Genomic DNA, 26,888 nt, shown 5'->3' with positions numbered 1-26,888 from the left:
TCTTTTACTATTTAAATTTTACATTCAAACCGATAGCGATACTTCTGGTACGAGGATAAATTCCTCTATCTGAACCAAAGTTGTCTTCAGGTTTTCCACTTCCGCTCAAAGTTACTTCAGGGTCTATACCAGAGTAATTTGTGATAAGTAAAAGGTTGTTTCCTGTAAGTGAGATTCTAACAGATTCGATGTATTTAACATCAGTGAAACGAAAATTATATCCAGCAGTAACATTTTCTAGACGCAAAAATGAACCATCTTCTAAGTACATATCAGATGCGTAAGGAGAAGTATAAATGCCTTCATCTACAGCACTTGCCAGAATGTTAGATTTACCAATATTTTCCAGTTTGCTTATGTTAGCACGTACTTGGTTGTAGATTTTGTTTCCTCCTGAACCTCTCCATAACATTGATGCGTCAAAGTTTTTGTGCGTAAAGGTTGGGTTGAAAGCATAAGTATATTTTGGTAAAGCAGATCCTCTAATAACTCTGTCTGCACTTCTGTCACCTTGATCAATAGTGCCATTTCCGTCACGATCTTCTACTGTTTCAACTCCGGCGGCATCTACACCTGTATGATGTAAAATATTGTACGTGCCAATTGGCTGTCCTTTTATTAAGTAAGAACTTGAACCTGCACCTCCCCAAGCAACATAATCTGTATTTAAAGGAACTCCATTAATACTGCCACTTAAGTTAAGCACTTCGTTTTTCATTAAAGAAACATTTCCAGCAAGTGTAAAAGTGGTGTTTTCGTTTCTGATTACGTCATATCCAAGAGAAATCTCAAGACCTTTGTTTGAAATGCTACCTACGTTTGCCTTAATTTTATTGAAAGGATATGGAGGCTGAGGTACGGTATAATCAAATAATAAGTTATCTGTTGTTGAAGTATAAACATCAATTGTTCCTCTTAATCTGTTGTCTAGCATAGCAAAATCAAGACCTATATTGGTTTGTTTTTTAGTTTCCCATTTTAAATCAGGATTTGCATTTTGAGCAATATTGAAATTATTAATTTGAGAACCACCAAAATAAGTACTTCCACTACTACCAACTAAAAGCTGTGTTTTATTAGGCTCTAATCCTTGCTGATTACCAGTTTCACCATAACCAATTCTTAATTTTAAGTCATTAACCAAAGTTTGTTTAGACATAAAATTTTCTTTTGAAATATTCCACGCAACAGATGCAGATGGAAAATAGCCCCATTTATTGTTAGCGCCAAATACAGATGCACCATCTTTTCTAATACTACCTGTAAATAAATAACGATCTAAATAAGAGTAGTTAATACGATTTAAGAAAGAAACAACTGTTCTGTCATTTTTGTACGATTTCATATCTCCAGGAAGTACTTTCGAAATGTCTCCCAATTCTAGATTATTGTACGTTGTCATATCATCAACAAAACCTCTTATTTGAGCATAATTTCCTTGATACAATTGATTTTGCCACTCATACAATGCCAAAACATTAATGCTGTGTGCTCCAAAAGTCTTTTTATAATTAAGACTGATGTCCATTAATCTTTCGTTTTGTCTGTCATTTTTAATGTTAGCAAAACCTTTCTGATCGATTGCATGAGAATCTGTAGATGATGAGGGATTATAAAAACCAATCGTTTTGTTTGTTTTTCTCCAGCTTCCGAACCAGCTAGCTGTTAATCCGTCAAATAAATCCAAATCAGCTTTTAAACTTCCAAACAAATTATCAGCTTGAGATTCATTTGTAATTTCCTGCTGTGCAGCGTAAGGATTTAAGTATTGAAAAACGTTTGGATCTGTAAAATACGTTCCGTCTGTATTGAAAACAGGATCAGTCGGACGCATTAAATAAGCATTTGTAATTAAGTTAGAAACATAATTTACACGTCCGATAGATTGAATACTTGAGGTGGTATAATCTGTTCCGTTGTTTAAATTATAAGTCAGTCTCAATTTTCCGTCCAAAGCTGTTTGCGATGCCTGAACACGTGCAATATATTTTTTATTGTTTGAATTGATTACAACTCCATCTTGCAAAATTGCACTGATCGAAGCTCTATAGTTGAATTTTTCTGCTCCTCCTCCAAAAGATAATGTATGGTTTTGTGTAACTCCAGTTTTAGTCAAAATTCCGTACCAGTCTGTATCAGAACCGTGGTTTGCAGATGCAGGAACGCCAACATTTTGAGCCGCTGTCCACCATTCATCAGCACTTAGCATATCTAATTTTTTTGGAATAAAATCTACAGATGCAGAGCCAATATATTCAATTGTAGTTTTTCCTGCTTTATTCTTTTTTGTAGTAACAATGATAACTCCAGGCGCACCGCGAGAACCATAAATAGCTGTCGCCGATGCATCTTTTAAGATGTCAATATTCTCGATTTCTGTTGGTGGAATCTGATTTAATAAATCTAAGTTTCCCTGAATTCCATCTACCACAACCAACGGATCGTTTCCACCGATAAGAGAAGAAATACCTCTAATACGCACACTTGGAGCACCTCCTGGTTCGCTACCAATCTGGTTGATATTAACACCAGCCGCTTTTCCAGAAATCAATTGCAACGGATTTACAAGTGCTCCTTGATTCATGTCTTTTGCATTGATTGTAGATACAGCTCCAGTAACGTCTTTTTTAGACAAAGAACCGTAACCCACCAAAACAACTTCTTGCAAGTTGGTAGCATCTGGCTCCAATTGAATATTTAAAACGCCATTTCCAGCAGGAACTTTTTTTGTTTTATAACCCACAAAACTTACCACAATTATAGAAGAACTGCTTTCGACAGTAAATTTAAATTTACCATCAAAATCGGTTACAACACTGTTTTTTGTGCCTTCTTCGATAATAGAAGCTCCAGGAAGCGGAGCACCATTTTCGTCGGTAACAATTCCAGAAATTGTTTCTTTTTCGTCGCCAATATTTTGCGTTTTTAAATCAGGTTTTTTTAGGATAATCTGTGTGTCGCGAATTTTAAATTCGGTCGGAGTTCCTTTAAAAATTCTGTCCAAAACCACATATATCGATTGTTCTTTTACAGAAATGGAAACCGTTCGATCTAAATCGACGTCATTCATTTTGTAGATAAATCTGAAATCTGTTTTTTGTTCAATGGTCTCAATAACCTTTTCGATTGTTGAATTGTTTAATTCAAGGGTAACTTTTGTCTTTTGCGCATAAGTACTCGCTTTGATATTAAACATGGCGACCAAAATAAGTAGAGTAGTTAATTTCAATTTTAGGTCATTTTGGAACAATGAGTATAGAAACCCATTATTCTTAGATTTTTTTTTCATAATTTTGTTAATTGATTGTAGTTAATTCGTTATATTCAATCACTTAGTTAATCGGAAATTGTTCGCAGCTCTTTCCGATTTTTTTATTCCCGTAATGTTATCTCATCATATATTGTATTGGTTTTAGTGGTTATTTAATTAGTATTTGATTGTTTTTTATAGTGTAATTAATGCCATGAATATCGTTAAAATAGCTCATCACATTCTCTATTGATTCTTCTTTAAAGCTGGCATTGAATTTCTCGTTAGCCAGTTTTTCATTTTTATTAATAATGGTTACGTTGTAGCGTCTTTCCAGTTTGGTAATGATGTTTTTGAAAGTCATGTTTCTAAAAGTCAGTCCGCCATCAATCCAAGAAGTATAGATTTCTGTAATTACAGGCTTTGTAAAAATCGAAGCATTTTCTTTGTTGAAACTTCCTTTATAACCCGGTTTTAAAATGGTATTTTTAGAAGCGTCAAATTCTTCGTTTGAACGATACATTCCAACAGAACCTTCAACCAAAACTACATCGGTAACGGCATCTTCAGGATAATTAGAAACATTAAAATGAGTTCCTAAAACGCGTACATTCAGTGCATCTGCATTTACAATAAAAGGATGTTTTTTATCTTTTGCCACATCAAAAAAAGCTTCTCCGTCTAGATAAACCTGACGATTTTCTCCAGCGATAAATTTTACAGGATATTTTAAAGTAGTTCCAGAGTTTAAATGAACCATCGTTCCATCAGACAATTGCAGACGGAATTTTTTGCCAAATGGAATTTTAAGGGTGTTATATGCTAATTTATCAGAATCAGCTTGATTTTCGTAAACTAATTTATCTCCATCTTGATTTCCAACAACATTCCCTTTTTCATCATGAACCTGAACTTTTCCATTTTCAGAAATAACCTGAACACTTCTATCTTCCATTTGCAAGACAATGTCAGAACTTTTAAAATCGAATGGAACTTCTGTACTTTTAGTAAAGAAACCTTGTTTGTAAGCAAAACCAACTCCCAAAAGAACCAAGACAGAAGCTGCAATAGAAATGTATTTTCTATAATTTGATTTTCTTGGCTGTAATTCTATAACCGTTTCTTGCTCTTTTGCTGCAGCTAGAATATTGTCGAAAATAGAATCAGCTTTTTGCTCATCCATTTTCGGCATTTCATCCAAAAGATTTTTCACTTCTTCAACCGTTGGAAAATCATCGGTAAGAGTATTATTGCGGCAATAGGCAATAACCTGTTCTGTTTCTTCGGCAGTACATTGATTTAAAATAAATTTCTCTAAAAGCGTTTTTATTTCAGAATTTGAATTCATTAAGAATGTTTTTAGGTTCTGTGTTTCTATAATACAGTTGAGATGCAATTGAGTACTACTCAAACGTTATAAATTTTTAAATTTTAACACTTTTAATTATTTAACGTGTTGATTTTTAATGAAATAATAAAGTTCGTTTTTTGAAGAAATAATGATTAAATGCATTTTGTAATCCTTTGCTGTCTTGTTTTTTTTCAATTGCCTCCAGTTTTAACTGGAGGTTATAAAATTCAGTCTCAAATTAGGCTTTAGCCAAAATTATTTAGAGGCAATTGATTTTTTTAGCCACAGATTAATAGATTAAAAAGATTTCAATCTGTTGGTTTTAAAAAAAAAATCTGTAAAATCCTTTAAATCTGTGGCTAGAAAAAAATCAAAAAAAAATCACTCCGAAGAGTGATTTTAAGGGCAATATTTGTGGTTTTGGTTAGATAATTTCATCGTGAAGTTGAAAAAAACCGCGCATCGATTCGAGCGCTTTACTCATTTGGTTCCGGACTGTGTTTATCGAGATTCCGAGTTCCTCGCTTATTTCTTCGTAGCTCATTCCTTTTTTCCGCGACATTTTAAAAATCTGCCGTCGTTTGGGTGGGAGCTGTTTTATAGCTTGTTTTCGAAGTTTTTTGCAATCGGCTTCCCGAATAGCATAATCTCCGTATTCATGTGATTTCTGACTTTCGTAGAAAACGGCTTCTTTTAATAAAATTTCATTCGCAGCCTTATTCAAAACATTAAAAGCCTGATTTCTTGCAATGGTAAAAATGTAGGCTTTAAAAGATTGATCTACATTTAAACTTTCGCGATTGAGCCAGACTTTCATAAAAACATCCTGAACATTTTCCTCAGCAGCTTCTTTTGATTTTAGAAGACTAATGCTATATCCATAAATATCTTGGCGGTATAAATCAAAAAGCTGGCGAAAGGCTTTTTCGTTTCCTTTTTTGAGTTCACTTACCAATAACTTTTCACTATGGTTGGCAGCTTCTAACAATTTAAATTGCGTTTATTTAATTCCAGTGGTATTAAACTATCAAAATGCGAGGTCTGATGTCTGACTTCTTCGCAAATATATAAAAATATTATTCGCAACAAATTATATATAAAAAAACTTAATTCGGATTTTTTGTTAGTTTTTTAAAGAAAGAAATAAAAACTCTTGTTAAGTCGCAGTCGCACTAGTAAGTGTTATTTTGACGCTATTGATAAATAAAATTTAATTGTGAATTTGGCTTTTGAGAATATTCTTATTTAAGAAATATAGAATTGAGGGGCTTATTTCGATTTATTTCAAAAGAAAAATCCTTTCATCTTAAGAAAAGACGAAAGGATTTTGTTATTTATAAACTTTAATTTGAATCTATTTTCTAAATTAGTTTTTCAAGTCTTTAATTACTTTAAAGGCAACGTCTACTTGATCTTCTCCAACTAAAATAGTAAATTCATTTGATGTCGAAATTACCTCGTTGATGATGATTCCTTCCCAAGCCAAACGCTGGAAGATGAAGTAATAAATACCAGGAACAACAATATTTTCTTTTGGTAATTTTACAGTAATAGAAGCCAAATTATCCAATTTCTGGATTAATTTTTCTCTCATGAAATGTTTCTCAACTAAGTGATTTACACTACTGCTGACAACGATATTAGTTTCGTTTACACCACGAGATGAGGTATAAAAAATATCAGACAAAGCATTAATATCAGAGATCAAATCTGCTTGTTTGTTTAAAACAGTTTCAGATGCTGCAAAAGTGTAATCTGTAAGTTCAGAGCGAACCGTGATTTCACCAATGTTTTTAATTACTTTATTGATTTTGTGATTTAGTTTAAAATCTAGTTCTTCCGTCAGTCGTTTTAAAGACATTACAACAGCGCCTTGTTTTACTTCTTTGCCAAACTCACTTTCTAATTCGGTCATAATATTTCGCGAAAGTGAAGTTAGGTTGATAATTCCGAGTGACAGGGCATTTAATAAAAATGGTTTTGTTTTAATGTAGTTTTCTACAATAGAAGAAACAGTTTTCATAATTCTTTTTTTTTTTTGGTAACAGTTGAGTTGGTAGTTAATTTAACATTGCGATGTTATAATTCTTTGCAAATATAAAGAAAAAAACAAATTGTTACAATTATAACAATAAAAAATTATGTTAAAAGTGATAAAAAGCGTCAGTAAGATGTTCAATTGCAAATGATTCCCCATTTTTATGGATGGCAACGATGTCAAAACGGATTTCTAAATCTTCCTGAAAATCCTTTTCCCTATCGTTTATGTAGGCATTTACTGCTTTTATGAGTAATTGAATCTTTTTTTGCTTCACAAAATCTTGCGGAGAACCAAAATCTAAACTCGAACGAGTTTTAACTTCAACAATTGCCAAAACATTATCTTTTTGTGCAATTATATCTATTTCTGCTTTTTGGATAACAAAGTTTCGTTCTAGAATTGAATATCCATTTTCTTCCAAATAATCCGTTGCGAGATCTTCACCTAATTTTCCTAAATCGTTATGTTCTGCCATTATTGTAGTATTCAGTCTCAGCCACAGTTTTCACTGTGAATCTTTGAGTTTATTTTTACTAAATGAAATTATTGCACGAAAAAACGCAAAATCACAAAGCATTTTAAAACTTGGCGATCTTGCGTCTTTGCGAGATTTTATGTGGTATTGTTGGACTTGCTTATATCATAAGCAATGCGATATTACTTTTTGAAAGTAACCGTACTTCCAGAAGCAGTAACTTCTATAGAAACGGTATTTCCCATAATTAAGGCTCTATTATCTCTAATATGGCCGGCTGGGAAATTAAAAATTACTGGAATATTGTATTTTTTGGTTACGTCATCTATAATTTCTAAAGCATTTTTCCCCCAAGGCACTTCATTGTCTTTCATACTTGTCATTCCGCCAATGATAATTCCTTTTAAATTTTCGATGCATCCGTTACGTCTTAGATTCATCATCATACGGTCGATGTGATACAGATATTCATCCAAATCTTCGATAAATAAAATTTTATCCTTGCAGTCAATTGCAGACGGAGATCCTAATAAACTATATAAAATAGATAAGTTACCTCCAACCAATTCTCCTGTTGCACTTCCCAAACGATTCATCGGACTTGGGCTGATAGAATAGGAAATAGGTTCGTTAAATAAAGCTGCTTTTAATGAACTTACTGCATCTGGCGTCGCTCTAGGGACTGTTACTGGCATAATACCATGAATAGATTTATAGCCCATCGTATTCAAATGATTATGAAGAACCGTTACATCACTAAAACCGATAACCCATTTTGGATGCTGTTTAAATTTCGTAAAATCTAGTAAATCTAACATTCTAACAGTACCATATCCGCCGCGAACGCACCAGATCGCTTTAATATTTGGATTGTCCATTTGTTTCTGAAAATCGGAAGCTCTCTGTTCATCTGTTCCAGCCAATTGATTATAATCTAAACCAATTGTTGACCCGATTACGGCTTCTAAACCCCAACTGTGCAACAAATCTATTGTTGGTTTTAAATTGTCGTCGATGTTTTTTCTTGCTGTTGCCAAAAGTGCCACAGTATCTCCTTTTTGTAAATAAGGCGGTGTTATCATGTTTTGTTGAGATTGACAGTTGAATGATTGTAAAGCAAAAATAAGAAATGCGAGTTTACAAAAGACAAAGTGTCTCTTTATATAGTGAAAGCAGTTTTTATTCATTTTTTTCTTTTGCTTAAAATTATAAAATTAATTTTTAAGGTTTAATAATTTAACCTCCATATTGTTTTTGCAATTCGGCAAGAAGCAACATTAAACCTTTGTCAGCTTCTTCAGATTGCACATTTGCAAATAGTATAAAAGCCTTATCGATATCTTTGCAAATATACACTTTGGTTAAAAATGTTCCTGGATTTCCGTAGTGAAAAGAATATTTTAGACCTGATTTTTCATTTATTTCAGAATACCATCCAAAAGAAAATTCTGGGAAACCAAAATGCATTTTATTAAATTCTTCTTCAGACAATACTTTTGATTTTCCTAACAAACCTTGTAATTGCATCTGCGTAAATTTGCAAAAATCAGGAAGATTTACATTGACATTTCCTGCTGACGAAAGCCAATTTAATTTATAATTTACAAATGGTTTTTCAGGCTCTAAATTTTCATCATGTCCCCAAGGTTGGTTCATATCAGTAACGTTTGGCTGTCCAAAACCGAAGTTAATGCTTAACTTTTTACCCAATTCTTGTACTAAAGTTTCATAACTTTTTCCAGTTGCTTTTTCTAGCATTAAACCTGCCGCAACAAAACTTGGATTTGAGAAATAGATTTCTTGTTTTTCAGGAATTGTATTTTGCTGAAAAAACCAAGCAATAAATTGATAACGTTGTTCTTGGCTATTTCCTTGTATTTCTTTCTGCGTTGGAGTTTCATTTCCATAAGACCAAGTTGGAATTGGGGCTCGAAATGCCAAGAAATCTTGCAAAGTTACATTGTAAATTTCCGGATTACTTGCTGCTTTTAACTCAGGATATAAATCAAAAAATTTAGTATTCCATTCTATTTTTCCTTCTTTAACTAACGTCGCTGCTATATAGCTTGTGATCGTTTTTGTGATAGATCCTAAACGAAATATATCATTAATTTTTGCTTTATGAGAAGATTTGTAACGTTGAAATCCTAAAGCCTCAATTTTAAGTATAGAATCTGATGAAACTACGGCATAAGCCAATTCTGGAATTTTATATTGTTTTCTGATTTCTTCTGCTCTGAAACTGTTTTTTTGCCCATAAAATGTATTTAGAAAGCTTAAGAAAAAAGCAAAAAACAGTATTTTTTTCATGTTATAAATTATCAGAGTTTTTGTGCAAGGTACAAGACTTTTATTAGAAACGAAATGTAATATTTTTAAATTTTATTCAGGCAAAAATCTTACAAAATAATTAAATTTGACTTTTTAAAAATCTTCTATATGCCATTGAAATCTAAATTCTGTTTGATTTTTCTTTTTTCGTTGACTATTCTGTTTAGCCAACCCAAAAAATACAAAATACACACCGTAGCCTTTTACAATTTCGAAAATCTTTACGACACTGTAGATGATGAATTTACAAATGATGATGAATGGACGCCAAATGGAGCGCAGCATTGGACAATAGAGAAATACCAGCAGAAATTAAAAAATTTGGCTAGAGTGATAGCTGAAATTGGTACACCCGAAAATTCAAACGCTCCAACTTTAATTGGAGGAGCTGAAATCGAAAATCGTAACGTTTTAGAAGATTTAATCAAAGAACCAGCATTGCAAGCTTTGGATTTTGGAATCATTCATTTTGATTCACCAGACAAACGAGGTATCGATGTCGCTTTGCTTTATCAGAAAAAATATTTCAGACCAACTTCTTTTTCTAATATTCCATTAATCATTTATAAAAAAGAAATTGCAAAAAAAGAGGAACAATTAGAAGTTTTAGATGATGAAGTTGAAATTAAAAAAGAAAATAAAAACCGGGTTTTTACCAGAGATCAGCTTTTGGTTTCAGGATTTTTAGAGAATGAAGAAATACATATTATTGTAAATCATTGGCCTTCGAGATCTGGTGGAGAAAAAGCAACAACAATGTTTCGCGAAGCTGCAGGAAAATTAAACCGAAAAATTATCGATTCATTACAGCAAATAAATCCACAAGCAAAAGTATTGACAATGGGAGATTTTAACGATGGACCATTTAATAAAAGCATAAAAGAAGGATTAGGAGCAAAGGGTGCAAAAGCTGAAGTTGTTGAATTTGATGTTTTTAATCCGTTTGAAGAGCTTGCCAGTAAAGGTTTAGGAACCATTGCTTATCGTGATTCTTGGAACATATTTGATCAAATTATCATGACAGCTTCTCTAGTTAAATCGGATTTTTCGACTTTTAATTTTTGGAAATCAGGTATTTTCAACAGACCATATCTTATTCAAAATTCTGGAGCTTATAAAGGCTATCCGTTGCGAAACACACTTAACGAAGCAGGTTTTAGTGATCATCTTCCAGTTTATGTTTATTTGATAAAAGAGGTTTTAAGGTAGAGACGCACTGCAGTGCGTCTAACGTTTTTCAGAAATTAAAATACAAACCCATAGACGCACTGCGGTGCGTCTCTACAATTTCACTACCTTAGCTTTTCATAAATTTTGAATAAAATGGCTATAGCAAAACCTTTTAACTTGACGCAATGGATTGACGAAAACCGTCATTTACTTAAACCGCCTGTTGGAAATAAAAACTTATATGTTGATTCTGGAGATTATATTGTAATGATTGTTGCGGGACCAAATGCACGAAAAGATTACCATTATAACGAAACAGAAGAACTTTTTTATCAATTAGAAGGAAGCATTAAGGTTGTCATTCAAGAAGATGGACAGCGTAAAGAAATGGAATTAAATGCGGGCGATATGTATCTGCATCCTGCAAAAGTGCCTCATTCTCCTGTTCGTTCAGAAGGTTCTATCGGACTTGTAATAGAACGTAAACGTGCTGGGCAAGGTTTTACAGATGGTTTGCTTTGGCATTGTGATAATTGCAATCATAAATTGTATGAAGTGTATTTTGAACTTCATAATATCGAAAAAGATTTTCTTCCTCATTTTGAACACTTCTACAATTCAGAAGAATTAAGAACTTGTGATAATTGCGGAACTGTAATGGAAACTGATCCGAGGTTTACGGCTAAGAAATAATATTTATAGAAATAGAAAACCCGACAGGCTTTTAAAAACCTGTCGGGTTTAATTATGTTTTGTATTTAGAAATTAAAATAAATCCTTTTAATCCTTTTATCCCGATAGCTATCGGGAGTGGCAAAATAAAACTACAATTCAAACTTTTTCCCCTGTTCAGGATAAATAATCTTCAATCCTAAATCGTTTTGAGTTTTTAATTGCTCTTTAATTTTTGCAATATTCTTTGCAGGCGGTTTCAAATGTGTGATGATAATTTTAAAGTTTTCAAGAGAACCTTTTCCAGCTAAATCCTCTAGAATATGAAGTTCTTTCATTAAATAATTTGGAGTTAAGTGACCAAACAAAAATTTATCTGGCTGTTCATTTGGAAACGAAACTTCAATAAAGATTCCTTTTAATTGTTTGGCTTTAACCAATGGAGCAATTGCGGTCCATAAATCGCGAAGATTGTTGCTTTTTTCTACTTCATCTGGTCCTGTATCTCCTAAATATAACGCATAATTATTGTCGTTTTTAATTAAGAAAGCGGTACTTTCAAACGGATTAACATGACTAAGAGAAAAAGCTTTAACTGTCATTTTGGTATTCGTCAAAGAAATTTCTTCTCCCAAATTTAAAGTCTGAAAATGGTATTTTTTTAGAGGAAACCCCGGCCCTGCGTCTCCAAAATTAGCCCAAGTTTGATCGTTGAAATAATGGTTTTCCATCATTTCCATGCATTTATTTGTAGCATAAACTGTTTTAGAAGAATCGGCAGGAGAATTAATAATCAAACCCGAAACATGATCTAAATGCGCGTGTGAAATCAAATATCCTTTGATGTATTTTCGTAAAACTTCACTTGTAGAAACTTTAAAAGTTTTCTTCTCAATAGCTTTTTCGATTCCTGCGTTTACAGTTCCAGCGTCAAGGCAGATATAATCAGTTGTGTTGGCCGGAGCGATTAAATAAGCCGAAAGATTTTTTTCGTCAATACCACCCATTACGCCTAAAGGAACAACAGAAAAAGAACCTTTTTCTTTTTGAGAAAATATATTTGTTGAGACTAAAAGAAAACAAAGCAGAAGCCTACAATAATGTATCATATTTTTAATTTTAAGTACTGCAAATTTCATTAAATAAATTCAATATTGAGGTTTCGTTTCTGTTAATACTATAAAATAAGCTTAAATTTACGTTCATTTATGAATTAACTTCAATCAAAGATTAATTCTAAAACAATATCTTTACATAAAAATATAACAATTTTAACCAAAAAAGTTACAATGACAACAATAGCATCGCAATTTGGAATGAAGGAAGCTCTTGATAAATTGGGCATCAAGACAATAAATGAAGGAACATCGACAGGAATTAATAATTTTTCTTCTGGAGAAATTTTAGAAAGTTATTCACCAGTTGATGGAAAATTAATTGCTTCGGTAAAAATGTCAACGGCAGCAGATTACGAAAAAGCAATTCAAACCGCAGTAGAAGCTTTTAAAACCTTTAGATTAATTCCTGCGCCACAGCGTGGTGAAATTGTGCGTCAGTTTGGAGAAAAATTGAGACAAAATAAGGAGGCTCTAGGTAAGTTGGTTTCTTATGAAATGGGGAAATCATTGCAAGAAGGATATGGTGAAGTTCAGGAAATGATAGATATCTGTGATTTTGCAGTTGGTTTATCACGCCAACTTCACGGATTAACAATGCATTCTGAAAGACCAGGGCATAGAATGTACGAACAATATCATCCGTTAGGAATTGTTGGGATTATTTCGGCATTTAATTTTCCAGTTGCGGTTTGGTCTTGGAACACAGCTTTAGCGTGGATTTCTGGTGATGTCTGTGTTTGGAAGCCTTCTGAGAAAACACCTCTTTGCGGTATTGCTTGCCAAAATATAATTGCTCAAGTTATAAAAGAAAACAATCTTCCAGAAGGAATTTCGTGTTTAATAAACGGAGATTATAAAATAGGAGAGTTGTTGACTGCAGATACTCGTATTCCGCTTATTTCGGCAACAGGATCAACTAGAATGGGAAAAATTGTAGCGCAAACTGTTGCTGGAAGATTAGGGAAATCATTGTTAGAGTTAGGAGGAAATAATGCCATTATTGTTACTCCAGATGCAGATATTAAAATGACTGTTATTGGTGCTGTTTTTGGTGCTGTCGGAACTGCTGGACAACGTTGTACTTCTACTAGAAGACTAATTATTCACGAAAGTATTTATGATAAAGTAAAAGATGCCTTGGTTGCGGCTTACAAACAATTAAGAATCGGAAATCCGCTTGACGAAAAGAATCATGTTGGACCGCTAATTGATACTCATGCTGTAGAAATGTACGCGACAGCATTAAATAAAGTAGTTGCCGAAGGTGGAAAAATCCTTGTGGAAGGAGGAGTATTGTCTGGTGAAGGTTATGAAAGCGGCTGTTATGTTAAACCAGCAATTGCCGAAGCTGAAAATTCATTTGAAATTGTACAGCATGAAACTTTTGCTCCAGTTTTATATTTAATTAAATATTCTGGTGATGTAGAAAATGCGATAGAAATTCAAAATGGTGTTGCACAAGGATTATCTTCTGCAATTATGACGAATAACTTACGTGAAGCCGAAAGATTTTTATCTGCAACAGGTTCTGATTGTGGAATTGCAAACGTAAATATTGGAACTTCTGGAGCTGAAATTGGAGGTGCTTTTGGAGGTGAAAAAGAAACCGGAGGAGGGCGTGAGTCAGGATCTGATGCCTGGAAAATATATATGCGACGTCAAACGAATACAATCAACTATACAACAAATCTTCCGTTGGCACAGGGGATTAAATTTGATTTGTAATTCATAATATTTGAAATTAAAAAAGGCTTCCAATTTTGGAAGCCTTTTTAAGTTAAGTTAGTTTTTATTTTTTAATTAGTGTTTGGTTAAATGATCCATCGACAGTATAAATTTTGGCTAGGTAAGTGCCAGGAATTAAGCTGCTTGTATCAATGCTTTGAGAATTTCCAGAATTAATCACAAGATTTCCAGATATATTATAGATAAGTACTTTTTGCACTTTTTGTTCAGGATCTGATAAGTATAAAGTGTTTGAAACAGGATTAGGGTATAAAACTATTTTTGTTGATTCAGTAGTTATTGCTGAATCTGCAACTGCAGCCGTTTTTAGTGTGCCTCCACCATAAACTGTGCTTATATAGAATAGATTGGCAACAGAATTTTTAGTGATAGAGTGAGAACCTGCGGCAACAGAAACTGTTACAATACCAGCAGATGCAGTATAAGAAACATTGTCTACTTTAATGCTTCCTGTAAAAGTAGAATCAAAAACCAAAGTCAAAGTTGATGCACTTGCTGTTGTATACGTTATGGATGTGCTTGATTCGATTTTTAGACGCTCAGTAAGTGTTAGTCCATTGTAGGTTACAGAACCTGGAGTTGAATTCATATTTCCTGTAATAGAGTAGAATGTACTTGTTTTACCCGATGTAGTAAAATTATGTAATTCAGATCCGCCATCTGAACCTGTAGTAACTGTTATCGTTCCTGATGCAGATACTGGTGTTCCAGCTGTTCCTGAAGTGGTTACAGTATAAGAAACATTTGCAGTTGGAGTTCCGGTGATAGTTATAGTTTTTGCAGTTGTATTTTTTACAAAAGACAATCCAGAAGCTGGTAATCCAGTTACAGATGCATCTGTAGCATTTCCGCCCCAAGTAAATACAATCGAAGCAATAGCAGTTCCAGAAGCAACAGTTTGGCTGTTATTGCCAGATGAAGTTAATGTTTGCGTTCCAGCTGGAGTTACTGTTACAGTTCCAGAACCAGTAGCTGGGGAACCACTAGTTCCAGAAGTTGCAATGGAGTACGAAACTGTTGCAGTTGGCGTACCTGAAATAGTTATTGTTTTAGCTGTAGTATTTTTTACAAAAGTTAATCCAGAAGCAGGCAATCCAGTTACAGTTGCATCAGTTGCATCTCCTCCCCATGTAAATACAATTGAAGAAATTGCTGTTCCGCTTACAACCGTTTGATTGTTGTTTGAAGCAGAAGTTAAAGTTAAAGTCTGTGTTCCAGCAGGCGGATTCCCTTCTCCTTGTACGGCAACTAAAGTTCCAGTATAATTTGTAAGTGCTGTTTTTAATGCTGTAATAACTAAAGAAGAAGTATCATCTGTTGCATTATTAAACGTCCATTTTAAATCTCCTCCAGAAACACGTCCTGCATATTGAGTCGTTTTTGTTTTTGCCGCTGCCGGAGTATCGATTGTTAAATTTTTTACATACAAATTTGCATCTGTATCGAAGTTGTTATAGACATTAGCACCAGATTTAGATTTTACAGAACTGCTTACCACTTCTCCTCTTGTTGCTGCAACATAAGCATCAAAATCGGTTGTAGAGCTTATTTTTCCAGAGATATTATACAACGGATTTGGATCATTATAGGCTACAAAACGCATATTGTTTGTTCCGTTTGAGGCATCAAAAGTATTATTGAATGCTTTAATGCTTCCTCCAGCTTCACCAGAGAAAGTTCCCATAGTTCCCGCGTTATTCACTTGGTTGGCTTCGTCCCAAATATCAGAACCTTGAAGAGATGTTAACATAGGATGTTTACTATTTCTATAATAGTTTCCTTCAACAAAAAGTGAAGATCCCATAGTTGAACCTGCTCCATATTTTGAAACTCCGTCATAGTAGTTGTTGTAAATGTGAGCTGAATAATAGCGCACACGAGGATGACGAGAATCTGAGTGATCGAACCAGTTATGATGATAAGTTACATATAAACCTGAAGTTGTCCCTTCGCTTAATCCAAGAAGACTCGCTTTTCCATTATCCCAAAAGTGGTTGTAAGACATCGTAATGTAAGTCGAAGTTTTATTGTCTAATGCTCCGTCACCTTTTATTTGATCAGCATCACTTCCTGCATTTCCGTAGAACAAGTCGCAGTTGTGAACCCAAACGTGGTCATTATCCTGTTGCATTCCTACGTTATCGCCTGCCGTACTATCGCAGTTCATAAATCCAAGATTGCTGACTTCGATGTTTGAAGCCGATTTTAATCGAACTCCCCATCCATTTGCAACAGCGTCGTCTCCAACACCTTCAATGGTAACATAACTCGAAGCATTATTTGAATTTTCAATAACAACATCACCACCTTCCATAACGGTCATATCCGTAATATTTCCAATTAAACGAATAATAAACGGACGCGTATCTTTCCCTTTCTTGATAGCATAAAGAATATTTTGTAGGCCAATACAAGGATTTGCACTTGCACCTGTAATATTCATTGAAATGGTGTTTTTCGTGTTTTGGGTAATGTACAGAATTACGGCATTGTCTTTCGGAGTTCCGTCTGCTTTGTATCCTCCAGGAACACGACCGCCTTCAAAAGCAAATCCATTTCTGTCTTGTGCGCTTACGGTTAGAGTGCCAGTTGTGGCTCCCGTTCCTTCTGTGCCATTCACTACAGGTTTTACCTTTACGGTGTATGTTCCGGCTTTAAGGCCAGGAATGTCGGCGCGATAGTAAGATCCGTAACTTCTAATAAGCTGGTCGTCTATTTTTTTGTCTGTAAATCCATTACCAGTATAATAGACATTGTACGTTTGGGCACCGCTGACAGGCTGCCATTTTACAAAAGCGGATTCCAGCCAGCCAGAAGCTTCGTTAATTTGGATAGTTTGGGCCCATAATTGAACTGTCATGAGGAAGACAGCCATGAAAAGTAGGTTTTTTTTCATAAGGTTTGTTTAAGATAGTTAATAAAAAAAGTAAGTGGTTTTACTTTCGATTCCAAGTGGTTTAATTGTAATCGATTACACAAAATTATATATTAATTTTTAATACTATAATTTTTTTGCTAAAAAAAAGAATATACTTAAAATATTTTGCTTTTAAAATAATAAAAATGTAATAAATTGCATTAATTGTAATTTATTGCACATCGCATGTCGAGTACGGAAAGCCGTATTTTTCTTGCTTTTTTAAATTTTAAAGCGTTAAACAAAAAGAATAAAAAGGGACTGTAATTTTTTTTTATTACATAAATTACATTTTACTTTTTTGTAGGAAATAGACTATTTTTGTGTTTTGATTAACAGATTATTCTTAGAAGATTTAATTAGAATATCGATTTGGTATTCAAAATTTAATCTACAGCAATAAAAAAGCCCTTTTGATTTTACTCAAAAGGGCTCTTATGTTATTTAAAAAAACGTGTTAGTCTCTACTAGAAATTTTTGTTAAAAGTCTTAGAAATTCGATATACAACCAAACTAATGTAATCATTAATCCCATTGCTCCATACCATTCCATAAATTTTGGCATTTTTTCTCTCGCTCCTTTTTCAATTAAATCAAAATCTAAGAAAAGGTTAAGCGCAGCAATAATAATAACAAAAACGCTGATACCAATACTCATCATAGAATTTCCGTAATGAACAGGTGTCCAGCTTGAAAACATTGACACAACCCAAGAAATTAAATAATAAGTCGCAATTGCCAATGTTGCAGCCACTACAACAGATTTGAACTGTTCAGTAACTTTAACAATTTTAAATTTATATAAACCAAGGCAGACTAAGAAAGTAACAAGAGTTGCTCCAACTGCGTTAATTACGATTCCAGGAAATTTTAATTCAAATATTGCAGAAATACCTCCTATAAATAATCCTTCAAATAAAGCATATCCTGGTGCTAGATAAGGTGATAACTGTGGTTTGAATGAAGAAACTAATACTAAAATGAAACCAACAATTGCTCCCCCAATTGTAGGCAGCATAGGGTTTATTCCGTTAAAAGTCATCCACCATGTCACCATAGCAGCACCGCATAAAATAAGAAATAAGATTGCTGTTTTGTTGATTGTTCCAGACACCGTCATTTCTTGATTGTAATCAATAATCTGGGCGTGGTGTACTTCTGTTCTTGGCTCAGCATTTGATGAAAAACGCTTACTGTTTAAAAATGGATTTTTTGAATTAAAGTTCATATTTTAATACATTTAATTGAACTCAAATATATGGAGATTTTTTGAAGTGCAATTATTGGATGGAATTTTTTAACATGAATTTCTGTTCTTAATTTAGAGCATAAAAAAAATCCATCAAATATGTTTTTTGATGGATTTTGTATTTTAGGTAAAGGATTATATTATTTCAATAAATCTAAAACTAATGATGGGAATAAACCTAATGCAATGTTTAGAACAATTGATATTACAGCCGTTGCATAAATAAGGAATGGTCTGCCTGTTCTTTCCTCGTTTGGTTCTTTTGAATACATAGCGATGATTAGTTTGAAATAATATCCAACACTAATAATAGAGTTAATCACGGCAACAATTACTAAACCGATATATCCTGCTTGAATAGTTTGATTGAATAAGAATAACTTAGCGAAGAATCCAGAGAAAATAGGAATTCCGGCCATTGATAATAATGAAGCGGTAAGGATTGCTGCCAATAACGGATTTGTTTTTCCTAAACCTTGGAAATTTGTAATGTCTTCGTTATCGCGATCTCTGCAAACGTATAAAATAACACTGAAAGCTGCGATTCCAGCTAATGCATAAGCAGTAGTGTAATATAATAAAACTCCAGCTGAAGCAGAAACAGTTAATAACGTCATTAGCATGAAACCTGCGTGAGAAATTCCAGAGAAAGCAAGCATACGTTTTACGTTTACTTGTCTTAACGCCATAATATTACCAACAGACATTGAAGCAATTGAAATTATAACAACGATCACTTCAAAAGTATGCAATAGGTCTTGATTATCTAGTGAAGAAATGAAATTCATACCAGCAATCAGTTTAAATAAAGTTGCAATTGCTACAACTTTTGCCAATGTGCTCATTAAAGCAGTTGTTAAAGCTGGAGAACCTTCGTATACATCTGGAGCCCAGAAATGAAAAGGTACTGCCGCTACTTTAAATAGCATTCCAATAACCATTAAAATCATTCCGATTGGAAACCAGATTGGCAATTCTGCAGATAAAGCACTTTCGTGAATTTCATTAATGTCAAAACTTCCCATTGCACCGTAAATCAAACAGATTCCGAATAGGATAATTCCTGAAGCAAATGATCCCATTAAGAAGTATTTCATACCAGCTTCGTTACTTTTGATATTCAAACGATCACTAGCAGCAAGTACATATAAAGCAATAGATAAAATTTCAATTCCTAAAAAGAACATCGCTAAGTTTCCAAAAGAAACCATTGCAACAGCTCCAGCTAGTAAAAATATTTTAATCGCAACGTAATCTGAAATTTTTGCTTGATGATTTTGATAGAAATTATGACTTAATGCTACAAGGAAAATCGTCAAAACGATAAACAATGATGAAAAAGCTGTAGAAAACTTGCTTACTGCTATCATATTGTTGTAATAACTTTGTTCTGTTCCAAATTCGCAATAATTAAGTGCCAATACACCTAATAAACCTAAAATGGTAATAGGAATAATGGCCTTTCTTAAATTAAGAATTTCAAACAATAGGCAGAAAATACCCAATCCTGTTATAGCTATTAATGTATTCATTTTTATCTTTTTGATTTAGGATTTCAATTTTTAAATGCAATCCTAATTTATTTTTTGTTTAAAATATTAGTTCTTATTGATAACTTGTAAAATGTTTTCCAAGCTTGGTGTAATCAAATCTGTAATTGGTTTTGGATAGAAACCAAAGAATAATAAAACAGCGATAATTACAGCAAATGAAATTCCTTCGTTAAGTGTAACATCAGCAAAAGTTTTTGCATTTGTTTCTCCTAACATTACATGCTGGAACATTCTTAACATATAGTAAGCTCCTAAAATGATTGTTGTTCCACCAAGGATCGCGAACCAGATATTGATTTGAGACAAACTGTATAATACTGTAAACTCTCCAACAAAGTTAAATGTACTTGGTAAAGCAACAGAAGCCAATACTAAGATTAAAAACATTGAAGTGAATTTTGGAGACTGTGTACGGATACCGCCCATTTCTGAAATTTCTCTAGTTTCGAATCTTCTGAAAATTACTTCAGCAGCAAAGAATAATCCCACTACAACAAAACCGTGAGCAATCATTTGCATAACAGCACCTCTAAAACCATCTAGAGTCAAAGTGTATGATCCTGCCGCGATTAATCCAACGTGGGCAAGAGAAGAATAAGCTAATAATTTCTTTAAATCTTTTTGTCTCAATGCAACGATTGAACCATAGATTACACCTGCAATTCCTAAACCAATAAAGATATACATGTATTCTTTAGCGGCGATTGGTGCAAGTGGCAATTGCCAACGAAGAACACTGTACAATCCCATTTTTAACATGATACCAGATAAAAGCATTGTTCCAACAGTTGGTGCTTTTTGGTACACATTTGCCTGCCAAGTGTGGAAAGGAATAATTGGAATTTTGATTGCATAAGCTAAGAAGAAAGCCAAGAAAATCCAGAATTGCTCGCAAGCAGATAAGTTTACTTTGTATAAATCTTCGATTAAGAAAGAACCTGCTTTTTGGTATAAATAAATAAACGCAGTTAACATAAATAACGAACCTGCCAGTGTATAAATAAAGAATTTAACCACCGCTTTTCTTCGCTCTTCAGCATCACCATTACCCCAGATCAAAGCAATAAAGTAGATTGGAATAAGTGCTAACTCCCAGAAAATATAATATAAAAGACCATCAGCAGCTAAGAAAGTTCCGGTCATAGCAAAAGCCATAAACAAGATTAGAGCATAGAAGCCTTTTGCATTTTTATATTCATTTCCGAAAGAAGAAAATATGATTATCGGAGTTAAAGCTGCGGTCAATAAAACCATTGCAAGTCCAAGTCCATCACCGTTTAAAGCGAATGAAATTTTTGGTTGATTAATCCAGCTGTTGATTACGCTGATATTTTCACCTGCATTATAATTATTCAATAATACAATTGAACATCCTAAAGCGGCTAAACTGAAAAGTAAAGCAACTTTTGAAGCTAGTTTGTCACCAGAAAAATAAGTGGCAAATGCACCAATTAAAAGTATAATTAATATAGTAGAAACGTTCATAGTAATAATATTATTGAGCTAAAAATATATAGGAAACAATTGCACAAAGTCCTAAAACAAATACAAATAGATATAATCCTATACTTCCGGTTTGTAATTTTTTTCCTTGGAAAGCAATCTCGTTTGCTATTTTACCTAATCCGAAAACAAGAGCAGACAATCCTGTCTCGATATAATCTCTAAAGAATTTAGATAAACTATTAACTGGTGCTACAAATACAGCGTCGTAAACTTCGTCTACATAGTATTTGTTGTATAACACTTTGCTGAATCCAGTAATATTTTCGTCAGATTCTGGAACATTATCCTGTTTAAAGTATTTTACGTAAGCAATTAAAATTCCTAATAATCCACCTAGAACGGCAACACCCATTAAAGTATATTCAGTTGTGCCTAAATGATGTTCTTCTCCAGCCACTTTTGTGAAAAGAGGAGCAAGGTAACCATTTAACCAGCTGTTCCCAGGTAAGCTAATTAATCCACCAAAAGTTGCTAAAATAGCTAAGATGATAAGCGGAATAGTAATTAATGAACCACTTTCGTGTAAATGGTGTTTTTGCTCTTCAGTTCCTCTAAATTCTTTGAAGAAAGTTAAGAACATTAAACGGAACATATAGAAAGCTGTCATGATAGAAGCAATCGATCCAACAACGTATAATGGAATGCTGTGGTGAAAAGCAGTCAATAAAATTTCGTCTTTCGAGAAGAATCCAGAGAAGAATGGAACTCCAGAAATTGCTAATGAAGAAATTAACATTGTCCAGAATGTGATTGGCATTGCTTTACGCAAACCTCCCATATTACGCATATCTTGCTCTCCGTGTAATCCGTGAATTACAGATCCAGATCCTAAGAATAAACAAGCTTTAAAGAAAGCGTGAGTGATTACGTGGAAAACCGCTACTTCATAAGCTCCAAATCCTAATGCCAAGAACATTAAACCTAATTGAGAAACTGTAGAGTAGGCTAATACTTTTTTGATATCGTTTTGAACTAATCCAATTGTAGCCGCAACTAATGAAGTGATTGCTCCAATAATTGCAATTACAGATTGAACGTCTGTTGCAAGGTCAAAAACAAAGTTCAATCTTGTTACCATAAAAATACCAGCAGTAACCATTGTAGCCGCGTGGATTAAAGCAGAAACTGGAGTTGGTCCAGCCATCGCATCAGGTAACCAAGTGTATAATGGAATTTGAGCAGATTTACCACAAGCTCCAATAAATAAGCATAAAGCAGCTAAAGAAAGTAAAGGTAAATTTAAGTTTGAAGCTCCAGCAATTGCTGTTTTCAAAGTTGCATAATCTAATGTAGAAAACATTGATCCAATGATGAACATTCCGATTAATAAACCTAAATCTCCAATTCTGTTCATGATGAAAGCTTTTTTTGCAGCATCATTGTAATCTTGGTTTTTATGCCAGAATCCAATTAATAGGTAAGAACAAAGTCCAACACCTTCCCATCCGATGAAAAGAACTAATAAGTTACTTCCAATTACAAGTGTAATCATAAAGAATACGAATAGATTTAAATAAGCAAAAAACTTATGCATATTCTCATCATCATGCATGTAACTGATAGAGTATAAGTGAATCAAAGAACCAATTCCCGTTACGAAAAGTAACCAAAGAACAGATAATTGATCTAATAAAAATCCAAGATTGATTTTTAAGTTGCTAATTTGAATCCAATCAAATAAAGTAACTTCGATTCCTTTTCCGGTTGAAGTTATTTGATTAAAAAGTAAAAGAGAAACAACAAAAGAAATTGCTACGGCAATAGTTCCGATTGCACCAGAAACTGTTTTGCCTAAGCTTTTTCCAAAAAAGACATTTACTAGAAAACCTAGTAAAGGAGTTAAAACTAAAATTAAAGCTAAATTGGTATCCATTTCTGATTATCCTTTTAAATTTTTTAAATTATCGATACTGATTGATCCGATATTTCTAAAGATAGAAACTAAAATGGCCAATCCTACCGCAACTTCGGCTGCAGCAACCGCCATCGAGAAGAACACAAAAACTTGTCCTTGTGCATCTTGATGATAAGTTGAAAAAGCAACAAATAAAAGGTTTACCGCATTCAACATAATTTCGATAGACATGAAAACGATAATAGCATTTCGTCTGTACAATACACCAAAAATTCCAATACAGAAAAGTACAACACTCAAAAAGATGTAATTTTCAATACCTATTTGATTTAATATATTACCCATTATTTATTTAATTTTTCTTTTTTAGACAATAGAACTGTTCCAATCATAGCAACCAAAAGTAAGATTGAAGCAAATTCGAACGGAACCATATATTCGTTCAATAATATTTTACCTAAAACTTTAATTGATTGGAAATCTTCTCCAGTAGAATCGTATTCACCCACAATTGGTTTTGAGTTGATAAAGATTGTAATTAAAACAATCAATATTAAACAGAAAGAAACAATAGCACCTAAACGTGTAATTCTAGGACGGTGAACTTCTCGCTGTTCGTTCAGGTTCATCAACATGATGGTAAACAGGAACAGAATCATAATAGCTCCGGAGTAGACTATTACATGTACAACAGCTAAGAACTGAGAATTTAATAGTAAATAATGACCAGCAATAGAAAAGAAACAAATTACCAAATAGATGGCACTATGAATCGGGTTTCTGCTGAAAATAGTCAAGAAAGCAGTAATAACGGTAATGAACGCTAAAAAGCAAAAGATAACTTGAATAGTTGTTGCGTGTGCAAAATCTGGAATATGTATCATTTAGTTAGCGTTTTTAAGTTGAGCATTTTTCATAGCCATTTCTAAAGGCATCACTAATTTATCTTTCCCAAAAATGAAATCTTCTCTATTGTAATTAGCAGGAACCAATACTTTAGATTCTGTTAAATAAATAGCATCTTTTGGACAAGCTTCTTCACATAAACCGCAGAAAATACAACGAAGCATATTGATTTCATAGATTTCAGCGTATTTCTCTTCTCTATATAAATGTTTTTCATCAGGCTTACGTTCTGCAGCTTTCATAGTGATTGCTTCAGCTGGGCATGATAAAGCACATAATCCACAAGCAGTACAGTTTTCTCTACCTTGTTCGTCGCGTTTTAGCATATGCTGACCACGATAAACTGGGCTCATTTCACGAACTTGCTCAGGATAATGAATCGTAACTTTTTTTCTAAAAAGGTGTTTTACAGTAATAACTAGACCTTTTATAATCGCCACAAGATACAATCGTTCAACAAAAGACATGTCCTTATTTGACACCACCTTTTTTCTACCCGATAATGATATAGTTTCTATTGACATTTTTACTATTATAGTTTATGATTTATAATTTGAAATGAATCAAACTCAAAATCTATTTTGTTTTTTATTTGAAGCTTGATGTGATTCTTAGAATCCTAAAGTTGCTAAGATTTCGTGTCTTAAAATAACAACACCCGTAATCATGATATTAATGATCGAAAGCGGAATTAAAATTCTCCAGCCTAAATGCATTAATTGGTCATATCTAAATCTTGGAATCGTCCAACGCACCCACATGTAAAAGAATATGAAAAAACATATTTTTACAAATAATACCGCAATTCCTAATAAGTTAGCTGTATTTACACCTACATTTTCTACCATCCATTGCATTCCTGGGTAGTTGTAGCCACCAAAGAACAATACAGAAATAATGGTAGACGATATAAACATACTTGCATATTCAGCAAATAGATAAAATCCCATTTTCATTGATGAATATTCTGTGTGGTAACCTCCAATTAACTCGTTTTCACATTCTGCTAAATCGAAAGGAGTTCTATTTGTTTCTGCAAATGAACAGATTAAGAAAATTAAGAATGATAATGGTTGATAGAAAACATTCCAATTCATTCCAGCTTGCTGTTCAGAAATTACTTTTAAACTCATTGTTCCAGTCATCATCAATAAAGCGATTATTGATAATCCCATTGCAACCTCGTAAGAAACCATTTGAGAAGCAGCACGGATAGCTCCCATCAAAGAGAATTTATTGTTAGAAGCCCATCCACCAATCATGATGCCGTAAACTCCAACAGAAAGAACTCCAAAAATGTATAATATAGCTATGTTAACATCTGTAGCTTGAAGAATGATGTCTCTTCCAAAAAGGTGTAAACGATCTCCCCAAGGAATAACAGCACTTGTCATCAAAGCGGTACTCATTGCAATCGCTGGACCTACGAAGAATAAAAATCTATTAGGAGTGTTAGGTTCGAATTCTTCTTTCGAGAATAATTTCATACCATCTGCAAGAGGCTGTAATAAACCTCCCCATCCTGCACGGTTTGGTCCAACACGGTCTTGCAAGAAAGCAGCAACTTTACGTTCTGCCCAAGTAGAATACATTGCCATGATCATTGTTACCGCAAAAACGACAACAATTACAACACTCTTTTCTATAATAAATGCACTTTCCATTTCTTAAACTTTTTTATCATTATCAGTTAATGGAATCGCTGCCATACTAATTTTTTTACGGTCAATATCTCTACCTAAAAGGATATTTTTCTCAGTATCGATTTCAACTTTCTCTAATTTCTGAGTGTAGTTGTTTTGATTGATAACAGAATCTTTTTCAAATTCTCTTGGTCCTTCAATTACCCAGTCATTTACGTTTTTATGATCAAAACGACAGCTGTTGCAGATGAATTCTTCTACTTCATGGTATTCATCTTTACGACCAGTTACACGCTGGATTTCTCCACCAAACATCCAAACTGTAGTTTTACCGCAACATCCCGGAGTTGTACATTCTCTGTGTGCGTTATAGGGTTTATTAAACCAAACTCTTGATTTAAAACGGAAAGTTTTATCAGTTAAAGCTCCAACCGGACAAACGTCAATCATATTTCCAGAGAACTCATTGTCGATTGCTTTAGAAATACCAGTAGAAATATTAGCGTGATCACCACGATCTAATACTCCATGAACTCTATTGTCTGTCAATTGATCTGCAACTTGTACGCATCTTTGACATAAAATACAACGGTTCATATGAAGTTGAATATTTGGACCAATATCTTCTGGTTCAAATGTTCTTTTCTCTTCAATGTAACGTGATTTTGGATTTCCGTGCTCGAAACTTAAATTTTGTAAATCACATTCACCAGCTTGATCACAAATAGGACAATCTAAAGGGTGATTGATTAATAAAAATTCTGTTACAGATTTACGGGCTTCAGTTACTCTTGCAGACGATTTACTGTTTACTTCCATACCATCCATACATCCTGTTACACAAGATGCCATTAATTTTGGCATTGGTCGTGGGTCAGCTTCACTTCCTTTAGAAACTTCAACTAAACAACAACGACATTTACCGCCGCTGCCTTTTAATTTTGAGTAATAGCACATGGCTGGCGGTACTAAATCCCCTCCAATCATACGTGCAGCCTGCAGGATTGTTGTTCCTGGTTCTACGTCTATACTTTGACCGTCTATGGTTACTTTCATCTCTTTATGATTTGAATGTTGAAAGTCGAAATATTGAAAAGAATTGCTG

21 protein-coding genes are annotated in these 26,888 nt (G+C 33.6%); 3 read left to right on the top strand and 18 right to left on the bottom strand.

Going from position 1 to position 26,888, the window contains the following annotated elements; all coding sequences use genetic code 11:
* Nucleotides 1-7: 7 nt before the first annotated feature.
* The 7 genes from AAYQ05_RS00705 to AAYQ05_RS00675 form a co-directional block, all read right to left on the bottom strand.
* On the bottom strand, nt 8-3,229 hold the full coding sequence (locus AAYQ05_RS00705; RefSeq protein WP_343540514.1) for a TonB-dependent receptor: 3,222 nt from the start codon (nt 3,227-3,229) through the stop codon (nt 8-10).
* A 190-nt stretch (nt 3,230-3,419) separates the two neighbouring features.
* Entirely contained in the window at nt 3,420-4,598 is a 1,179-nt protein-coding gene (locus AAYQ05_RS00700) for a FecR family protein (RefSeq protein ID WP_343540512.1), read from the bottom strand.
* A gap of 427 nt (nt 4,599-5,025) precedes the next feature.
* Nucleotides 5,026-5,589 carry an RNA polymerase sigma factor gene (locus AAYQ05_RS00695; protein ID WP_343540511.1) on the bottom strand — a complete coding sequence of 188 codons (564 nt, stop codon included), beginning with the start codon at nt 5,587-5,589 and terminating at the stop codon, nt 5,026-5,028.
* A gap of 378 nt (nt 5,590-5,967) precedes the next feature.
* Entirely contained in the window at nt 5,968-6,624 is a 657-nt protein-coding gene (locus tag AAYQ05_RS00690) for a hypothetical protein (RefSeq protein ID WP_008466087.1), read from the bottom strand.
* Nucleotides 6,625-6,745: 121 nt separating this feature from the next.
* Nucleotides 6,746-7,117: a YraN family protein gene (locus AAYQ05_RS00685; protein ID WP_278019855.1), complete on the bottom strand. Its 372-nt coding sequence runs from the start codon at nt 7,115-7,117 to the stop codon at nt 6,746-6,748.
* Between the two features lie 182 nt (nt 7,118-7,299).
* Nucleotides 7,300-8,199, bottom strand: coding sequence for a S66 peptidase family protein (locus AAYQ05_RS00680; RefSeq protein ID WP_343540510.1), 900 nt, complete (start codon nt 8,197-8,199; stop codon nt 7,300-7,302).
* A 154-nt stretch (nt 8,200-8,353) separates the two neighbouring features.
* Nucleotides 8,354-9,427 carry a serine hydrolase domain-containing protein gene (locus tag AAYQ05_RS00675; protein WP_343540509.1) on the bottom strand — a complete coding sequence of 358 codons (1,074 nt, stop codon included), beginning with the start codon at nt 9,425-9,427 and terminating at the stop codon, nt 8,354-8,356.
* A 129-nt stretch (nt 9,428-9,556) separates the two neighbouring features.
* Between AAYQ05_RS00675 and AAYQ05_RS00670 the strand changes: the two genes are divergently transcribed.
* Nucleotides 9,557-10,657: an endonuclease/exonuclease/phosphatase family protein gene (locus tag AAYQ05_RS00670; protein WP_343540507.1), complete on the top strand. Its 1,101-nt coding sequence runs from the start codon at nt 9,557-9,559 to the stop codon at nt 10,655-10,657.
* Between the two features lie 114 nt (nt 10,658-10,771).
* Nucleotides 10,772-11,311, top strand: coding sequence for a 3-hydroxyanthranilate 3,4-dioxygenase (locus AAYQ05_RS00665; RefSeq protein WP_286971470.1), 540 nt, complete (start codon nt 10,772-10,774; stop codon nt 11,309-11,311).
* Nucleotides 11,312-11,442: 131 nt separating this feature from the next.
* Here the strand turns inward: AAYQ05_RS00665 and AAYQ05_RS00660 are convergent, their stop codons facing one another.
* Complete coding sequence (locus AAYQ05_RS00660; RefSeq protein ID WP_343540506.1) at nt 11,443-12,399, bottom strand: MBL fold metallo-hydrolase; 957 nt, start codon at nt 12,397-12,399, stop codon at nt 11,443-11,445.
* A gap of 180 nt (nt 12,400-12,579) precedes the next feature.
* Between AAYQ05_RS00660 and amaB the strand changes: the two genes are divergently transcribed.
* Complete coding sequence (gene amaB / locus AAYQ05_RS00655) at nt 12,580-14,133, top strand: L-piperidine-6-carboxylate dehydrogenase (protein ID WP_343540505.1); 1,554 nt, start codon at nt 12,580-12,582, stop codon at nt 14,131-14,133.
* A gap of 64 nt (nt 14,134-14,197) precedes the next feature.
* Here the strand turns inward: amaB and AAYQ05_RS00650 are convergent, their stop codons facing one another.
* The 10 genes from AAYQ05_RS00650 to AAYQ05_RS00605 all read right to left on the bottom strand — a co-directional run bounded on the left by AAYQ05_RS00650 (nt 14,198) and on the right by AAYQ05_RS00605 (nt 26,839).
* The gene (locus AAYQ05_RS00650) at nt 14,198-17,050 is read right to left on the bottom strand and encodes a pectate lyase family protein (protein ID WP_343540504.1); all 2,853 of its coding nucleotides are present in this window, start codon (nt 17,048-17,050) and stop codon (nt 14,198-14,200) included.
* 478 nt (nt 17,051-17,528) lie between these two features.
* Nucleotides 17,529-18,299 (bottom strand): Bax inhibitor-1/YccA family protein, encoded by a 771-nt coding sequence (locus AAYQ05_RS00645; protein WP_343540503.1) that lies wholly within the window; start codon nt 18,297-18,299, stop codon nt 17,529-17,531.
* Between the two features lie 161 nt (nt 18,300-18,460).
* Nucleotides 18,461-19,852, bottom strand: coding sequence for an NADH-quinone oxidoreductase subunit N (locus AAYQ05_RS00640; protein ID WP_343540502.1), 1,392 nt, complete (start codon nt 19,850-19,852; stop codon nt 18,461-18,463).
* A 66-nt stretch (nt 19,853-19,918) separates the two neighbouring features.
* The gene (locus tag AAYQ05_RS00635; RefSeq protein WP_281634510.1) at nt 19,919-21,358 is read right to left on the bottom strand and encodes a complex I subunit 4 family protein; all 1,440 of its coding nucleotides are present in this window, start codon (nt 21,356-21,358) and stop codon (nt 19,919-19,921) included.
* A 10-nt stretch (nt 21,359-21,368) separates the two neighbouring features.
* Nucleotides 21,369-23,252 carry an NADH-quinone oxidoreductase subunit L gene (gene nuoL, locus AAYQ05_RS00630; RefSeq protein ID WP_343540501.1) on the bottom strand — a complete coding sequence of 628 codons (1,884 nt, stop codon included), beginning with the start codon at nt 23,250-23,252 and terminating at the stop codon, nt 21,369-21,371.
* 6 nt (nt 23,253-23,258) lie between these two features.
* Nucleotides 23,259-23,579 (bottom strand): NADH-quinone oxidoreductase subunit NuoK, encoded by a 321-nt coding sequence (gene nuoK / locus AAYQ05_RS00625; protein WP_008466103.1) that lies wholly within the window; start codon nt 23,577-23,579, stop codon nt 23,259-23,261.
* Nucleotides 23,579-24,118, bottom strand: coding sequence for an NADH-quinone oxidoreductase subunit J family protein (locus AAYQ05_RS00620; protein WP_177211333.1), 540 nt, complete (start codon nt 24,116-24,118; stop codon nt 23,579-23,581). The genes nuoK and AAYQ05_RS00620 overlap by 1 nt, the downstream gene beginning before the upstream one ends.
* Nucleotides 24,119-24,664, bottom strand: coding sequence for a NuoI/complex I 23 kDa subunit family protein (locus AAYQ05_RS00615; RefSeq protein WP_177211332.1), 546 nt, complete (start codon nt 24,662-24,664; stop codon nt 24,119-24,121).
* Nucleotides 24,665-24,751: 87 nt separating this feature from the next.
* On the bottom strand, nt 24,752-25,804 hold the full coding sequence (gene nuoH, locus AAYQ05_RS00610) for an NADH-quinone oxidoreductase subunit NuoH (protein ID WP_343540500.1): 1,053 nt from the start codon (nt 25,802-25,804) through the stop codon (nt 24,752-24,754).
* A 3-nt stretch (nt 25,805-25,807) separates the two neighbouring features.
* Nucleotides 25,808-26,839: an NADH-quinone oxidoreductase subunit G gene (locus AAYQ05_RS00605; RefSeq protein ID WP_111378915.1), complete on the bottom strand. Its 1,032-nt coding sequence runs from the start codon at nt 26,837-26,839 to the stop codon at nt 25,808-25,810.
* Nucleotides 26,840-26,888 lie beyond the last annotated feature (49 nt).

It is taken from the genome of Flavobacterium movens (assembly GCF_039581425.1).
GTDB lineage: Bacteria > Bacteroidota > Bacteroidia > Flavobacteriales > Flavobacteriaceae > Flavobacterium > Flavobacterium luteolum.
Note: the sequence above shows the minus strand (reverse complement) of the source record. Positions and strands in the feature narration are given on the sequence as shown.

What these genes read in the sequence shown, in the direction of transcription:
- AAYQ05_RS00685 (WP_278019855.1), bottom strand. Translation starts at nt 7,117, where the DNA reads ATGGCAGAACATAACGATTTAGGAAAATTAGGTGAAGATCTCGCAACG.
- AAYQ05_RS00675 (WP_343540509.1), bottom strand. Translation starts at nt 9,427, where the DNA reads ATGAAAAAAATACTGTTTTTTGCTTTTTTCTTAAGCTTTCTAAATACA.
- AAYQ05_RS00645 (WP_343540503.1), bottom strand. Translation starts at nt 18,299, where the DNA reads ATGAACTTTAATTCAAAAAATCCATTTTTAAACAGTAAGCGTTTTTCA.
- AAYQ05_RS00615 (WP_177211332.1), bottom strand. Translation starts at nt 24,664, where the DNA reads ATGTCAATAGAAACTATATCATTATCGGGTAGAAAAAAGGTGGTGTCA.
- nuoL (WP_343540501.1), bottom strand. Translation starts at nt 23,252, where the DNA reads ATGGATACCAATTTAGCTTTAATTTTAGTTTTAACTCCTTTACTAGGT.
- AAYQ05_RS00660 (WP_343540506.1), bottom strand. Translation starts at nt 12,399, where the DNA reads ATGATACATTATTGTAGGCTTCTGCTTTGTTTTCTTTTAGTCTCAACA.
- AAYQ05_RS00640 (WP_343540502.1), bottom strand. Translation starts at nt 19,852, where the DNA reads ATGAATACATTAATAGCTATAACAGGATTGGGTATTTTCTGCCTATTG.
- nuoK (WP_008466103.1), bottom strand. Translation starts at nt 23,579, where the DNA reads ATGGGTAATATATTAAATCAAATAGGTATTGAAAATTACATCTTTTTG.
- nuoH (WP_343540500.1), bottom strand. Translation starts at nt 25,804, where the DNA reads ATGGAAAGTGCATTTATTATAGAAAAGAGTGTTGTAATTGTTGTCGTT.
- AAYQ05_RS00700 (WP_343540512.1), bottom strand. Translation starts at nt 4,598, where the DNA reads ATGAATTCAAATTCTGAAATAAAAACGCTTTTAGAGAAATTTATTTTA.
- AAYQ05_RS00605 (WP_111378915.1), bottom strand. Translation starts at nt 26,839, where the DNA reads ATGAAAGTAACCATAGACGGTCAAAGTATAGACGTAGAACCAGGAACA.
- AAYQ05_RS00680 (WP_343540510.1), bottom strand. Translation starts at nt 8,199, where the DNA reads ATGATAACACCGCCTTATTTACAAAAAGGAGATACTGTGGCACTTTTG.
- AAYQ05_RS00665 (WP_286971470.1), top strand. Translation starts at nt 10,772, where the DNA reads ATGGCTATAGCAAAACCTTTTAACTTGACGCAATGGATTGACGAAAAC.
- AAYQ05_RS00670 (WP_343540507.1), top strand. Translation starts at nt 9,557, where the DNA reads ATGCCATTGAAATCTAAATTCTGTTTGATTTTTCTTTTTTCGTTGACT.
- AAYQ05_RS00690 (WP_008466087.1), bottom strand. Translation starts at nt 6,624, where the DNA reads ATGAAAACTGTTTCTTCTATTGTAGAAAACTACATTAAAACAAAACCA.
- AAYQ05_RS00620 (WP_177211333.1), bottom strand. Translation starts at nt 24,118, where the DNA reads ATGATACATATTCCAGATTTTGCACACGCAACAACTATTCAAGTTATC.
- AAYQ05_RS00635 (WP_281634510.1), bottom strand. Translation starts at nt 21,358, where the DNA reads ATGAACGTTTCTACTATATTAATTATACTTTTAATTGGTGCATTTGCC.
- AAYQ05_RS00650 (WP_343540504.1), bottom strand. Translation starts at nt 17,050, where the DNA reads ATGAAAAAAAACCTACTTTTCATGGCTGTCTTCCTCATGACAGTTCAA.
- amaB (WP_343540505.1), top strand. Translation starts at nt 12,580, where the DNA reads ATGACAACAATAGCATCGCAATTTGGAATGAAGGAAGCTCTTGATAAA.